This window comes from Acinetobacter seohaensis, assembly GCF_056431365.1.
The window spans coordinates 71,538-84,194 of record NZ_JBWKMK010000042.1 but is presented as its reverse complement, the minus strand read 5'-3'; the positions used below and the strand labels follow the sequence as shown (position 1 = coordinate 84,194).

The following is a 12,657-nucleotide window of genomic DNA, read 5'->3' as shown; positions in this document are numbered from 1 at the left end:
GTAGTTTTAGTGTCTTCTACAGATTTTGAACTAGATGATAACTACGGTGATGATGATGTTAATTTCGATGAGGCATCAAACAAAATAAGCGCGAAAGAATCTTTAGAAAAGCGCCGTTTGATTGATGATTTACTCGCACAACGTCGTTTGGAACGTGAGCTCAAAGATTTTGATTATGATTTTGACGATGACGACGATTTTGACGATGAAGATGACTAAAATCAGGTACTGTATCTGGCATTGAAAATGCTATGCTACACCCCTAAATTGACACCGATGGATTTGAAATGACTGCTTTAGATTTAGACCTGTTAAGTGAATATCTAGATGGTGACCAAAACGAGTATGGTCTAGACTTCGCTGCAACGCATGGTTTCTTGTGTGCCATTGCAGTTGGACCTCAATTTGACCCATGGTTAAATGAATTGTTTGAAGGCAACCAAAAGAAAGTGCCTGCTGAAATTATTGCGCAAATTCAGGCTTGGTTAGAAAGCATTCGCCAAAGTTTAGCCAATGAAGAAGGCATTGAGTTTCCATTTGAAATTGAAGAAGCAGAAGTTGATTCAAGTTTGGGTGATTGGAGCGTTGGCTTTGTCGATGCGATGTTCTTAAACGAAGAAGCATGGTTTACGCCTGAATTTGAAGAGCAATTGGTTGATTTAACTTTGCCAATGATGGTGTTTAGCGGCATTGATGAAGAAGATCCACAAATGGAATCTTTCCGTCGCAATGGTCAGTTAATGGACGAAATTGCAGAAGAAATTCCTGAAAACCTGAATGAATTATATTTGATGTACCACACGCCTGATTAATGGCTTGGTTTACATATTGTGTAATATGTAATCCTCATAAAAAAAACGCACTGCGCAAATCGCAGTGCGTTTTTTATTATGGCGCTTCAATGATCATGTTACCAATTAGTGTGTCGCACGATCCCAAGCATCTTTGACAGCAAATTTAGCTTGTTCCCACGTTAAGCGTGAACTGCCTTTAATTTGCCCCCATTTGCTTCTTAGATCGGGCTCAACATCTTCGAAACGTGTGTGCGTATCATAATGTGGGCGGTTTTCATAACCAATGCGATAGGCATTTTGATAGTCACGATCATAATCTAAATCATGATAATGGTTGCGTGTTTCTGTAAAGTAGGTTGTATTTAAGCTATTGGTACGCCAGTAAGCTTCTTCTTCGGTAGGGTTCACAACTTCTGCTGCACCTTTACCTGCCAAACCACCCACTACAGCGCCTACAGCACCACCGACCACAGCACCTACTGGACCACCCAGCGCACCTACTGTTGCACCAGTAGCCGCACCGCCAACAGCACCTAAACCAGTACCGACAGGGTGTGCACCAGGTTCTCCTGTAATTGGATCGGCATTTAAGCGATCACGTTCTTCTTTTGGTAAGTTCTTAACCACATCACGGTCAATTTTTTCATTGCGTTCAAAATCTGACATTCGAATCACCTTTTTATCTTTGTATGCGTTATAGCGTTCCTATATTCATAAATCGCTATGAATAGGCTTAATCTACGCTGCTACAATGTAGGCTTATAGCCTATTCAGAATGTATTTCAGTTACAGCGCATGTCAGACGTAAATTTATGTGTGATATATCAGCCTGATGTTGATTTTAAGTGTTTGATGTTGCGGTTCAGTGTGAAATACGTACTTTAGGTAAGCTTATAAGTACTTTTTTTGATAATAACGGTTCGCATACCAACCATAGGCAACATGAAAAACTGCACCATGAATCGCAATCAAACACAGCATCACCACCGCAGCCAGTGCTAGTCCTGCTTTATCTGCAGCTTTTAAAATGGCTTCTGCATTCGGATTCATCAGCACCAAGAAAAACACAAAGAAGCTACCAATAATAATTGCCACCGCACTTGAGCCCCAAACCAGTTGAATTTTTTCATCACTGCTCGGTAAGCGTTGTTCTTTTTTGACAAAATGTCCTGCGCTAATGAATGCTGCGGCAATTAATGCAGGGAGCAAGGTCAAGCCACCTAAGTTCAGACCAAAAATCAATACGGTAATGAGTAAGACCAGCGTAATACTGTAAACCGCAGCAAAAAATAATAAATATGGTTTCATGTCTGATTTTCCCCAAAAAATTGATTCAATTGCGCAGCAACACAAGCATTAGTCACGCATTTTACGGCGATGCCTACGGTATAAAATAATTGCGATGACTAAGAGCACCAAGCCTATAATGACATGGCTGACCTGACTGAAAATTTGCTGCATCAATTGTTGGTTTTCACCAAAATAATAACCCACGCAAGCTAAAAAAGTGGTCCAAATTATTGTGCCTAAACCACTATAAAACATAAATTTCCAAAATGGCATGTGGCTCATGCCTGCAGGAATACTGATGAGAGAACGAATAGCGGGAATCATGCGCCCAAAAAATACAATCCGATGTCCATATTGTTCAAACCAATGCAGGGAGTTTCGGACGTCTTGTTCTTTAATCCATAGATATTTACCGTAGCGATTGACCCAGTGGTAAATACTTTCATGTTTGCAGCGATAACCTACCCAATATAACACTGCCGCTGCGAACAACGAGCCGATACAGCCTGCAATGATGACACCCAATAGCAGTAATTGCCCTTGCGATGCAGAATAGCCTGCAGAGGGCATAATAATTTCAGAAGGAACGGGTGGAAAAACATTATCCAGAAACATTAACAGGGCAATACCAAGGTAGCCCAGTTGTTCCATAATGGAAATAATCCATTCAGTTAAGTTCATGCAAGTTGTGCTTTAGAAAAGTGCTTCTATCCTAAGCAGTATTGGACGAACAGTAAAGTCTTGCGCAATTTAGACTTAATCAAGCTCTGCATGGGTCAGGGTATAGATATATACACGTCTTAAGCTATATGCCACAAGTATAGGAATGGCACAGAGCAGGGCGTAATTCAAGAAATGCGCTTGCAGATGGTAGCCCACAAATGCTGCAATAATACCGCCTAAAATTGCACCTAAAGCCACAATAAAAGTATGTGACTCATGTTCCAAACAATCTTGCATTGTTGTGCTATGCGCAGCAGTCACAGATTTTACAGGCGTAAAACGTAGTGTGTGCATTGAATTTGAAATTGTTGTTTTAGGCATAGCGTCACTCCTGATTGCGGCATATAAATTTAGGAATACATAACGATCCTTGAATTTTGGGTTATGGGAGATGTTGAGTTTGTGCTGAACATCTGCACCAATATAGCCACAGATTTTGTGGCTTATTTTGATTGAATGCTATCACCCAATCTGGGGATATTGCGCAATGCTTGGTAAACAAGCGTTGTATTTTTATGTTCTATGTAATCTTGCGTGAAGCATATATGTAGACATAAAAAATCCCCATACTGGATGAGGACTTTTTCAATATGATTAGAGTGGTCGATACAACATCAACATGGCTTTTGTTATACCTTGTTGATGTGTATGAGCCTGTACGGATTACAGACGTTTACGTTTAGCTGCGGCAATTTGTGATTGGCGCATACGGAAACCTTCTTTTTGTTTCTCACTGGTTTTATCAATACAGTACACACAAGATACACCGTGTTCATAGCTTGGTAATTCAACTTCTTCAGGCAGTAATGGCCAACCGCAAGCATGACATTTGGTGTTTTGACCTTCTTGCATACCATGTGTCACCGCAGTACGGCCATCAAATACGAAACATTCACCTTCCCATAAGCTTTCATCTGCTGGTGTTTCTTCTAAGTATTTAAGTACGCCACCTTTTAAGTGATAAACCTCGGTAAAACCTTCTTGCAACAATAAAGAGGTCGATTTCTCACAACGAATCCCGCCTGTGCAGAACATCGCAATTTTTTTATCTTTATGCTGTTCTAGGTTTTGTTTCACATATTCTGGAAATTCACGGAACGTTTCAGTTTTCGGGTCAATTGCGCCCTTAAACGTTCCTGCTTTGTATTCATAGTCATTACGGGTATCAATCAGAATGACATCGTCACGGGCAATCAGTTCATTCCATTCTTTCGGGTCTAGGTAGTGACCGACTAAATCACGTGGTTTTACTTCTACACCCAAAGTCACAATTTCTTTTTTCAGCTTGATTTTCATTTTACGGAATGGCTTTTCAGAGCTGTGCGACTCTTTGTATTCCATTGTAGTAAAGCCTTCATTCAACAGAAATTGGTGAACTTGATCAATCGCGGCACGATCACCCGCTACAGTTCCATTAATGCCTTCACCTGCCACAATAAGAGTACCGCAAAGGTTGATTGAATTTACCAAATCTAATAAGCGTTGTTGAAGATCGGCAGGATCTGCAACTTCTTTGAATTGATAAAGTGCGGCAACAACCCAAGTCGTGGTCGCTGGCTGTTCTACAGGTGCAAGCTGTTCTACAGTAGCGTTCATGGAGTACTCCAATAGATGAAAGACAAAAATTTAAGGCGCATATTCTAACCTGCTTTGTGTGAATATGCGAGAAAACCGAGTGCGGTACATGGTTTTAAAGCACGACACAACATTTTAAAAATGTAGCAGAACGGGGTATGATGCCACTCGTTTCAAAGAAGAATGTTGTGTTCATGTTGATGCGCCAACAGGTGTTGTTAAATATTGGAGTGTTGTGTTGAGTAAGGATCGTCAAATTGCCACTTTAACCCCGTGTGCAGGTCGTTGTTCTACGGTGTTTGGTGATGCTGTCTGTCGAGGTTGCCGTCGCTTTAACCATGAAGTGATTCAATGGAACAGTTATACGTCTGAACAACACACTGCCGTTTGGCGTCGTTTAGATGCACAGCTCGATCAGATTTTAGTGCCTATGTTGCCTTTTGCTGACCTGCGTCATGTCGAAGGGTTTATCCGCTCTAAGCGGGTGCGTTTACGTGATGATGCTTCAAAAGGGCGTAAGTTGTATCATGCACTGAAAATTTGTGAAAAAAATCGACATTTTACCGATGAAAGTGGCTTGGGCATTCACTACAAAGAAGTGCGACCTTTGTGGCAGGAATTTGAGCGTCGCGTGTTGGCGCTTGCAACCGCAAGTTATGATTTTGCATTTTTAAGGGCTGATGGTATTAGCCATAGCTTATTGCATAGCTTGCACGATGACTAATTTGTAATTCTTGCGATTAAAGACTAGAAAGACTTTTATTGAGCCATAAAAAAACTCGCAAAATTTGCGAGTTTTTTATTTTATACAGGAATGGCTTAAGCCACTTGTACAGGAATACAGTTTGCAGTGTGGCTCACGGTATTGTCTGGGTTTGCATAGACCAAACGTGGTTCGTGCGCATTGGCTTCTGCTTCAGTGAAGTCACCAAAGGTTGCAATAATAATAATATCGCCTACATCGGCTTGGTGTGCAGCACCACCATTGACTGAAATGATGCCTGAGTTGTCTTCACCACGAATTGCATAAGTTGTGAAGCGCTTACCATTGGTCACGTTCCATACGTGGATTTCTTCATATTCACGAATGCCAGCCAAATCCATGAGTGTTCCGTCAATTGCACATGAACCTTCGTAGTGAAGTTCTGCATGAGTTACAAAAGCACGGTGGATTTTGCATTTTAATAAACGAGATAGCATGGTGAGCGTCTCCTTAGTGGACCTAAGATTTTATCTTATGGTTGAATTCAAACACTGCTTGCTGGATGTCAGTTCCGAGCAGAAAGCGCATTTTGCTCTGAAAATTGCGACATGGCAAGTGTGATTGTTCAACAATTGTGGATTCATCAGTTCGGTTTATAGGCATTGATTTGATTCATGGCTTGTTGTACTTCGCCATTGACCAGTAACTTGATACGACCTAATGCATGTGCAAGTGCATCATCCATTAAAGTTTGCTCGCTACTTGGTGCTTTGCTCAGTACATGACCAGACACGCGTTCTTTTGAACCCGGATGCCCAATACCAATGCGTAAACGATGGAAGTTTGGACCTGTGTGCGGCACGATGTCACGTAAACCATTATGTCCACCATGACCACCACCCGTTTTTAGGCGAATGATCCCTGGGTTCATATCCAGTTCATCATGAGCAATCAGCATTGCTTCAGGTGCAATTTGATAGAATTTGGCGAAGGGAACAACACTTTGACCAGAACGATTCATAAAGGTTGTGGGTAATAACAGACGAACGTCTTGACCTTCGATATTACCACGGCCGCTGATCCCGTGAAATTTAGGATCGGCTTTTAATGTAATGCCATATTGATCTGCAAGGCGTTCTACAAACCAGAAGCCTGCATTATGGCGGGTTTGGGCATACTCTTTACCAGGGTTGCCCAAACCAACAATCAGTGAAATATTAGCCACTAATTATACCATGAACACTTATGCGCGTTTGAAGTCAGCGTGCATAGGTGTGTTTTTAGCAGGGTGACGTTGTAACGCTTGGATTTTCACGTTTTCAACTTTGTCGCCTACTTTGATTTCTACAACTTCTTCAAAGAAAGCATTGCTTTCTAAAGCTTTTACAAGCTCACGAAGTTCTAAAGTGATTGTTACAGGCTCAGCGTCGCCACCATAAATGATAGCTGGAACTAATGCAGCGTGACGAAGGCGGCGGCTCGCACCTTTCCCTTGGTTAGCTGCTTCACGCGCTTGAGCGTTTAATACGAAGTTTGCCATGATAGACATCCTTATTTTGAGTTTAAATAAACTAGATCTGCGACCAATCTAGTGATAGAAAACCCTGCCAAGTGGCAGGGCTTTGAAAATTTAGCGCTCTATTATAGATAAGAATCGAACATTGCGCTAATAGATTCTTCGTTGTTAATACGGCGAATTGTTTCTGCAACCATACTTGCTACAGATACTTGGCGAATTTTACCAAGTGCTTGAGCTTCTTCTGAAAGAGGAATGGTGTCTGTAACAACCAGTTCATCAATCACAGAATTTTTCAGGTTTTCAATCGCTTTGCCTGAAAGTACAGGGTGGGTAGCATAAGCAACAACGCGGCGAGCACCAAAAGTTTTAAGTGCATCGGCAGCTTTGCATAATGTACCTGCAGTATCCACCATGTCATCTACAATGACACAGTCACGATCTTTTACATCACCAATCAAATGCATCACTTGTGATTCATTCGCTTTTTGACGACGTTTATCGATAATTGCAAGATCGATATCACCCATTTGTTTTGCAACAGCGCGCGCACGAACCACACCACCAACGTCTGGTGAAACTACCATGAGATTGTCGTGTGACTGTTGACGCAGGTCAGCCAATAGCGCAGGCGTACCATAAATGTTGTCTACAGGGATGTCGAAGAAACCTTGAATTTGGTCTGCGTGCAAGTCAATCATCACTACACGGTCAATCCCTACAGTGGTGAGCATATCTGCAACCACTTTAGCGGTAATTGGAACGCGTGTAGAACGAGGACGACGGTCTTGGCGGGCATAACCGAAGTAAGGAATAACGGCAGTAATACGACCTGCACTTGCACGACGCAACGCGTCAGCCATCACCAAGATTTCCATGAGGTTGTCATTGGTTGGCGCACAAGTAGGTTGTACGATAAATACGTCTTTACCACGGACATTCTCGGTAATCTCTACAGCAATCTCACCATCAGAGAAGGTAGAAACTGATGCAGCACCTAAAGGAATGTGCAAGTGGCTTACGACTTTTTGAGCGAATTGTGGATGCGCGGTTCCACTAAAAACGACAAGATTGGGCATGAAGCACCCTTGGCGGTTGGTGTATGTAAGAATAGATGGCAGGGGTAGCTGGATTCGAACCAACGGATGCCGATATCAAAAACCGGTGCCTTACCACTTGGCGATACCCCTAATGCGGCAGAACTTTAATATTTTTACTGCGTTCTGTCAAGGTAAATTAACAGGATAGCGGTAATATTGGGGGTTCTGTCTAATGCGAGAAAATGGCAGGGGTAGCTGGATTCGAACCAACGGATGCCGATATCAAAAACCGGTGCCTTACCACTTGGCGATACCCCTAGATTTGATCACTGTAAGATGGCAGGGGTAGCTGGATTCGAACCAACGGATGCCGATATCAAAAACCGGTGCCTTACCACTTGGCGATACCCCTAATACAGTAATCTACAGGTGAAAGAGATGGCAGGGGTAGCTGGATTCGAACCAACGGATGCCGATATCAAAAACCGGTGCCTTACCACTTGGCGATACCCCTATTGTACTGTGAAATGTCGTAATGGAGATTCATCTAAGCTGTTCACAACGTACGCAGTACATGGTGAGTGTGCCAAAATGTCGTCTACATTCATTTCTGCAGTCACTTCAGTAAAGACACAAGCACCTGTACCTGTAAGCTTTGCTTGACCAAATTGGTCTAAATAACGCATTGCTTCATCAACTTCGGGGTATAAATTTCGTGCCACAGGCTCAAAATTATTTCCAAAGTCAGATGGCTTTATCTGATAGCCGCAGAATTTAGTGGGCTTCGTGTTTCTTGTCAATGTTTTTTGTGAAAAAAGTAGTTGAGTGCTGATAAAACAGTCAGGTTTTAACACAATATATTGTTTTGGGGCTAAGTCTATGAATGTTAACTGTTCACCAATGCCTTCTGCCCATGCATTACGACCATGCACAAAGATCGGTACATCTGCTCCGAGCTGTAAACCAAGTTCAGCTAGTTTTTGAGTATCCAAGCCACATTGCCAAAGTTGATTGACTACAATTAAGGTGGTTGCGGCATTGGATGAACCTCCGCCAAGCCCTGCACCCATGGGAATGTGCTTCTCAATTGCTATATTTAAACCTGTGGTTTGTTTCGCGTAAGGCATTAAAATTTGAGTGGCTTTGTAAATCAGATTTTGCTCTAAATCGACGCTGTTTAAACCCTGAATGTGAATGCTTTGAGTATCATTGATTTCAAATTCTAACCAGTCATATAAATCAATCAGTTGAAAAATAGTCTGCAATTCATGGTAGCCGTTGTCACGACGCCCAGTAATGTGCAAAAACAGATTTAATTTGGCAGGTGAGGGTACACGAATCATGACTAAACTTGGCAAGTGATTAACGATTTTGGATGAGCATTGTAATACGGTTTTCTTGCCCTGATTCAAGCGATTGTTTCAAAATCAGGCGGTTTGGCAAACTGGCACTGTCGTTATAGCTCAAATCGACTGTCCAACCATCTTCAATAAATTGAGTTGGGCGCTGTTGGGGGTCTTTTTGAATTTGGGCATTGACCGTTGCAGGTCGGGCTTGTACCCAATCGACCAAGTGGGTGATAGGCGCTTGCCAGCCCGTGGCTTGTTCTAACAGTTCCTCAGGACTTTCTGCATGAATTAACCCTGTTTTGGCACTGTTGAGGGTGACTTGTCCAGGTTTTCCGTTAATTTGTGTTTTCCCTACGCCCAAAATGCCACTCAGCTCAATGTCAAACTGCTGTTGCTGCTGTACCCAAGTAAAAAAGGCACTGCCAGATTGCTGTGGAGTGCGCACGCCAATTTTGCCTTGTAGGTTAAATTGATTTTCAGCTTCAACTTGCTGTGAAACATTGGCTGGTTTTTGTACGAAAGGCTGACAACCTGTCAGCACAAGGCTACTGGTGGCAAAAAGGGTTAATCCTAATTTTGAAAATAAACGCATGAATCATTTAACTCTTTTTAACTGGCTGCGGTAACAATAGCGAATTTAATTGTTGCAATTGCGGATCATTCGGATGATTTTGTTGTAATTGTTGTAACACTTGGCTGAATTTTTGAATATCACCTTGCATATACAACGATTTTGCATATCGTGAGCCAATCGCGACACTATGACTCAGTGCGTAGGCTTTTTCCAACGCTTGAGCCGAAGCGGTATAGTCATTTTGTAAATAGCTGACATAACCTAAGGTATCTAAAATAGAAGCCTGTTCAGGAGCAAACTCAAGTGCTTGCTCAACATAGCGACGTGCTTCATCCAAACGGCGATTTTGCAGTGCAAGGGTATAGGCGTAGGCATTTAAATAGGTTGGGCTGTTCGGCTCAATTTCCAGTAACTTGGTGAGCAGTTGATCCAGTTTGTCTTTTTCCTGATGTGCATCGAGCAGTAAGACTTCTGAATAGATCAGGTCAGGATCATCGGGCAGGTTTTTGATGGCTTCATCTAACAAACGCAGAGCTGCTTTTTTATTGTCCATGCGTTTTAAAATATCGGCCTGTGCCTGATATAAAAAACTGGCATGCTGCGGATAGTTGACCCGTTCCTGCGTTAAAAAGCGCAGGGCATCGTTCAGTTTATCTTGCTGGGCAAAAATACTGATCATGTTGCGACGTGAAACCGTATAGAGGCTACCATCCACCAAACGATAATAGGCTTTGGCTGTTTCAAAGTGCTGTTTACGTTCGGCATTGACCGCTAAATAAAAATAGGCTTCGTTTTGATATTGTGCCGAATAGCGCAACTCTACTAAATATTTTTCGGCTTTTTCGTATTGTTTTAAGTCAATACTGGTCAAACCTGCAATAAATAAGGCTTCATCTTCCGTAGGCCATTTTTTTAAAATAGCTTCTAGCTTTGTTAGCGCCAAAGTGGCTTCATTTTTTTTGACCAGATATTTGGCTTCGGCTAAACGGACTTCAAAGTTATTGTTGTGCTTACGGCTAGATTTTGCATACCAAGCTGCCGTTTCTTCTTCATTGCCAAGTACGCTCAACAAATTGGCTTTCATTAAAATATAGCCAGTGACTTTCGGGCGTTTGCGCAACGCTCTGTTAATGGTGTCGAGCGCGGCTTGATATTGTCCATTTTGCGCTTTTAAACCTGCAATCAATACCAAAATAGATGGATTGTCTTTGGCTTTGCTGGTGCGCAGGGCTTGAATCAGAAATTCACGGTCTTCTACAGATTCAGGGGAAATTCCCGCCAAAATTTGTTCTAAGTCAGCCGTGGCATCAATATTTAGAATTTTATCTAAGGTTTCTGCAGCCAAGTCATATTCATGCGCTTTAAGTGCAATGTGCGCCAAATAAAACAGTGCAGGGACATCGGATGGTTCTTGTACCACCCAATGTGTTGCAATATCTAATGCGGCACGTAGGTCATTTTGTTCAATGGCAATATTCAGGGCGCGTTGTTTAATGGAAGTCGAATTGTTCTTAATTGCCAAGACCGTGTAGTTGTGTAATGCAGTTGGAATATCGCCATAAGCCAAGGCAAATTCTGCCACCATGGTTTGTTTTACCGCATTATAATTTGAATTTGCATGATAAATTTCTTCAGATGCTCTAAGATGAGCAACTGAAGCCATGCTACCGACCAGTAAGAATGTGGTAGAATATTGCTTAATTGTCGCGCCGTATGGTCGGCTATTTGTTTGACGCAATTTTTCTTGATCCAAGTAATGCTTTTTATGACACCGTTATTGCACAATAGCATAAATTTAGCGAAATGATGATCTGATATGTCTTTCTTTGCATTGGGTGTCAACCATCAAACCGCCTCTGTAGAGTTGCGCGAGCAAATTGCATTTAACCCAGAAAAGTTAAGTGCCTTACTTGCTGAGCAAAGCCAACATCCCGAACTGAATGATTTGGTGGTGGTGTCTACCTGCAACCGTACCGAAGTCTACGCCATGTCTGAACATCCAGAACAGGTGTTGGATTGGCTTGCACACGTCAATGGTATTGATGCGAAGCAATTGAGTCGTCATGTTTATCGTTATGAAAATGCACAGGCGGTGTCGCATTTAATGCGCGTAGCCAGTGGGCTAGATTCACTCATGTTGGGTGAGCCGCAAATTTTAGGTCAGGTCAAAACTGCGCTGTCTTTAGCCAAAGACTCACATACGGTTTCGCAACAACTCAACCGAATTTTTGAATATGCGTTTTATGCTGCCAAACGGGTACGTTCAGAAACTGCCGTAGGCAGCCATGCCGTGTCTATGGGTTATGCGGTAGCGCAACTGGCGTTACAAGTATTTAGCCATCCTGAAAAACTAACAGTGATGGTGGTGGCTGCAGGCGAAATGAATAGCCTTGTGGCGAAGCATTTGGCCGAGATGGGCGTCGCTAAAATTTTAATTTGTAACCGTACCCGCGCTCGTGCCGAAGCTTTGGCACAAGAAATTGCGCATCGGGTTGAAGTTGAAATTATTGAATTTGATCAGTTAGCGGCCAATTTACACCGCGCTGATGTAATTTCAAGCTGTACGGGTAGTTTGCATCAGGTGATTGCTTATCCTGAAGTAAAAGCAGCGTTAAAGAAACGTCGCTATCAGCAAATGTTGTTGGTCGATTTGGCCGTACCACGTGATATTGATCCTAAAATTGAAAATTTGGATGGCGTGTATTTGTACGGGGTCGATGACCTGCAAAGCGTGATTGATGAAAACTTGGCGCAGCGTCGTCAGGCGGCTGTGGAAGCAGAGCTAATGGTCAATCAGCTTGTGACTGAGTTGGTGACCCATCAAAAAGTTCAGCAAGCAGGTGCGACCATTCATGCTTACCGTGAACATGGCGAAAGCTTGCGTCAGGAAGAATTAAATTTGGCGATGGCGCGTATTGCCAAAGGTGAAGATGCTGCACAGGTTCTGCAGGAATTTTCCTATCGTTTAACCCAAAAACTGCTGCATCCAACTTCTATTTTATTGCGTGAAGCAGCCAAAGGTGATGAGCCTGAATGTTTTGAGTTTATGCAGGAAAATTTAGCAGCGACTGCCAAACATCGTCGCAAATAAGC

At 42.6% G+C, this 12,657-nt stretch carries 16 protein-coding genes and 4 tRNA genes; 4 read left to right on the top strand and 16 right to left on the bottom strand.

Features of this window, described 5'->3' with window-relative positions; translation table 11 throughout:
- Positions 1-9: 9 nt before the first annotated feature.
- Positions 10-219 (top strand): PA3496 family putative envelope integrity protein, encoded by a 210-nt coding sequence (locus AC07E5_RS07200; RefSeq protein WP_004972246.1) that lies wholly within the window; start codon positions 10-12, stop codon positions 217-219.
- Positions 220-287: 68 nt separating this feature from the next.
- The gene (locus AC07E5_RS07195) at positions 288-812 is read left to right on the top strand and encodes a YecA/YgfB family protein (protein WP_004972244.1); all 525 of its coding nucleotides are present in this window, start codon (positions 288-290) and stop codon (positions 810-812) included.
- A gap of 105 nt (positions 813-917) precedes the next feature.
- Here AC07E5_RS07195 and AC07E5_RS07190 read toward each other — a convergent pair whose 3' ends face one another.
- The 5 genes from AC07E5_RS07190 to trhO all read right to left on the bottom strand — a co-directional run bounded on the left by AC07E5_RS07190 (position 918) and on the right by trhO (position 4,403).
- A complete protein-coding gene (locus tag AC07E5_RS07190) occupies positions 918-1,460 on the bottom strand; it encodes a hypothetical protein (protein WP_498625116.1) in 543 nt (180 codons plus the stop codon).
- A 225-nt stretch (positions 1,461-1,685) separates the two neighbouring features.
- Positions 1,686-2,102, bottom strand: coding sequence for an ABZJ_00895 family protein (locus tag AC07E5_RS07185; RefSeq protein WP_004972241.1), 417 nt, complete (start codon positions 2,100-2,102; stop codon positions 1,686-1,688).
- 48 nt (positions 2,103-2,150) lie between these two features.
- Positions 2,151-2,765: a DedA family protein gene (locus tag AC07E5_RS07180; RefSeq protein WP_004972240.1), complete on the bottom strand. Its 615-nt coding sequence runs from the start codon at positions 2,763-2,765 to the stop codon at positions 2,151-2,153.
- Between the two features lie 75 nt (positions 2,766-2,840).
- Entirely contained in the window at positions 2,841-3,128 is a 288-nt protein-coding gene (locus AC07E5_RS07175; protein WP_004972238.1) for a hypothetical protein, read from the bottom strand.
- A gap of 342 nt (positions 3,129-3,470) precedes the next feature.
- Positions 3,471-4,403 (bottom strand): oxygen-dependent tRNA uridine(34) hydroxylase TrhO, encoded by a 933-nt coding sequence (gene trhO / locus AC07E5_RS07170; RefSeq protein WP_104853141.1) that lies wholly within the window; start codon positions 4,401-4,403, stop codon positions 3,471-3,473.
- A 217-nt stretch (positions 4,404-4,620) separates the two neighbouring features.
- On the opposite strand from trhO, the gene AC07E5_RS07165 reads away from it, so the two are divergent.
- Positions 4,621-5,106, top strand: coding sequence for a DUF1289 domain-containing protein (locus AC07E5_RS07165; protein WP_004972234.1), 486 nt, complete (start codon positions 4,621-4,623; stop codon positions 5,104-5,106).
- 95 nt (positions 5,107-5,201) lie between these two features.
- On the opposite strand, the gene panD is transcribed toward AC07E5_RS07165, so the two are convergent.
- The 11 genes from panD to AC07E5_RS07110 form a co-directional block, all read right to left on the bottom strand.
- Positions 5,202-5,582, bottom strand: coding sequence for an aspartate 1-decarboxylase (gene panD / locus AC07E5_RS07160; RefSeq protein WP_004972232.1), 381 nt, complete (start codon positions 5,580-5,582; stop codon positions 5,202-5,204).
- Positions 5,583-5,728: 146 nt separating this feature from the next.
- The gene (pth, locus tag AC07E5_RS07155) at positions 5,729-6,310 is read right to left on the bottom strand and encodes an aminoacyl-tRNA hydrolase (RefSeq protein WP_004972230.1); all 582 of its coding nucleotides are present in this window, start codon (positions 6,308-6,310) and stop codon (positions 5,729-5,731) included.
- A gap of 18 nt (positions 6,311-6,328) precedes the next feature.
- Positions 6,329-6,625 carry a 50S ribosomal protein L25 gene (gene rplY, locus AC07E5_RS07150; protein WP_004972228.1) on the bottom strand — a complete coding sequence of 99 codons (297 nt, stop codon included), beginning with the start codon at positions 6,623-6,625 and terminating at the stop codon, positions 6,329-6,331.
- A gap of 101 nt (positions 6,626-6,726) precedes the next feature.
- Positions 6,727-7,680, bottom strand: a complete 954-nt coding sequence (locus AC07E5_RS07145) for a ribose-phosphate pyrophosphokinase (RefSeq protein WP_004972226.1) — start codon at positions 7,678-7,680, stop codon at positions 6,727-6,729.
- A gap of 36 nt (positions 7,681-7,716) precedes the next feature.
- Positions 7,717-7,791 (bottom strand) — tRNA-Gln (locus AC07E5_RS07140).
- Between the two features lie 93 nt (positions 7,792-7,884).
- Positions 7,885-7,959, bottom strand: a tRNA-Gln gene (locus tag AC07E5_RS07135).
- A gap of 19 nt (positions 7,960-7,978) precedes the next feature.
- Positions 7,979-8,053, bottom strand: a tRNA-Gln gene (locus tag AC07E5_RS07130).
- A gap of 27 nt (positions 8,054-8,080) precedes the next feature.
- Positions 8,081-8,155, bottom strand: a tRNA-Gln gene (locus tag AC07E5_RS07125).
- On the bottom strand, positions 8,154-8,984 hold the full coding sequence (gene ispE / locus AC07E5_RS07120) for a 4-(cytidine 5'-diphospho)-2-C-methyl-D-erythritol kinase (RefSeq protein ID WP_498625114.1): 831 nt from the start codon (positions 8,982-8,984) through the stop codon (positions 8,154-8,156). The genes AC07E5_RS07125 and ispE overlap by 2 nt, the downstream gene beginning before the upstream one ends.
- 19 nt (positions 8,985-9,003) lie before the next feature.
- Positions 9,004-9,582, bottom strand: a complete 579-nt coding sequence (gene lolB, locus AC07E5_RS07115) for a lipoprotein insertase outer membrane protein LolB (protein WP_498625113.1) — start codon at positions 9,580-9,582, stop codon at positions 9,004-9,006.
- 7 nt (positions 9,583-9,589) lie between these two features.
- Positions 9,590-11,302, bottom strand: a complete 1,713-nt coding sequence (locus AC07E5_RS07110) for a tetratricopeptide repeat protein (RefSeq protein ID WP_498625112.1) — start codon at positions 11,300-11,302, stop codon at positions 9,590-9,592.
- Positions 11,303-11,380: 78 nt separating this feature from the next.
- Between AC07E5_RS07110 and hemA the strand changes: the two genes are divergently transcribed.
- Positions 11,381-12,655 (top strand): glutamyl-tRNA reductase, encoded by a 1,275-nt coding sequence (gene hemA, locus AC07E5_RS07105; protein ID WP_131260679.1) that lies wholly within the window; start codon positions 11,381-11,383, stop codon positions 12,653-12,655.
- Positions 12,656-12,657 lie beyond the last annotated feature (2 nt).

Excerpts from the sequence above, each read along its gene's own strand:
- AC07E5_RS07195 (WP_004972244.1), top strand. The coding sequence starts at position 288 with ATGACTGCTTTAGATTTAGACCTGTTAAGTGAATATCTAGATGGTGAC.
- AC07E5_RS07190 (WP_498625116.1), bottom strand. The coding sequence starts at position 1,460 with ATGTCAGATTTTGAACGCAATGAAAAAATTGACCGTGATGTGGTTAAG.
- AC07E5_RS07185 (WP_004972241.1), bottom strand. The coding sequence starts at position 2,102 with ATGAAACCATATTTATTATTTTTTGCTGCGGTTTACAGTATTACGCTG.
- AC07E5_RS07180 (WP_004972240.1), bottom strand. The coding sequence starts at position 2,765 with ATGAACTTAACTGAATGGATTATTTCCATTATGGAACAACTGGGCTAC.
- AC07E5_RS07175 (WP_004972238.1), bottom strand. The coding sequence starts at position 3,128 with ATGCCTAAAACAACAATTTCAAATTCAATGCACACACTACGTTTTACG.
- trhO (WP_104853141.1), bottom strand. The coding sequence starts at position 4,403 with ATGAACGCTACTGTAGAACAGCTTGCACCTGTAGAACAGCCAGCGACC.
- panD (WP_004972232.1), bottom strand. The coding sequence starts at position 5,582 with ATGCTATCTCGTTTATTAAAATGCAAAATCCACCGTGCTTTTGTAACT.
- rplY (WP_004972228.1), bottom strand. The coding sequence starts at position 6,625 with ATGGCAAACTTCGTATTAAACGCTCAAGCGCGTGAAGCAGCTAACCAA.
- AC07E5_RS07145 (WP_004972226.1), bottom strand. The coding sequence starts at position 7,680 with ATGCCCAATCTTGTCGTTTTTAGTGGAACCGCGCATCCACAATTCGCT.
- ispE (WP_498625114.1), bottom strand. The coding sequence starts at position 8,984 with ATGATTCGTGTACCCTCACCTGCCAAATTAAATCTGTTTTTGCACATT.
- lolB (WP_498625113.1), bottom strand. The coding sequence starts at position 9,582 with ATGCGTTTATTTTCAAAATTAGGATTAACCCTTTTTGCCACCAGTAGC.
- hemA (WP_131260679.1), top strand. The coding sequence starts at position 11,381 with ATGTCTTTCTTTGCATTGGGTGTCAACCATCAAACCGCCTCTGTAGAG.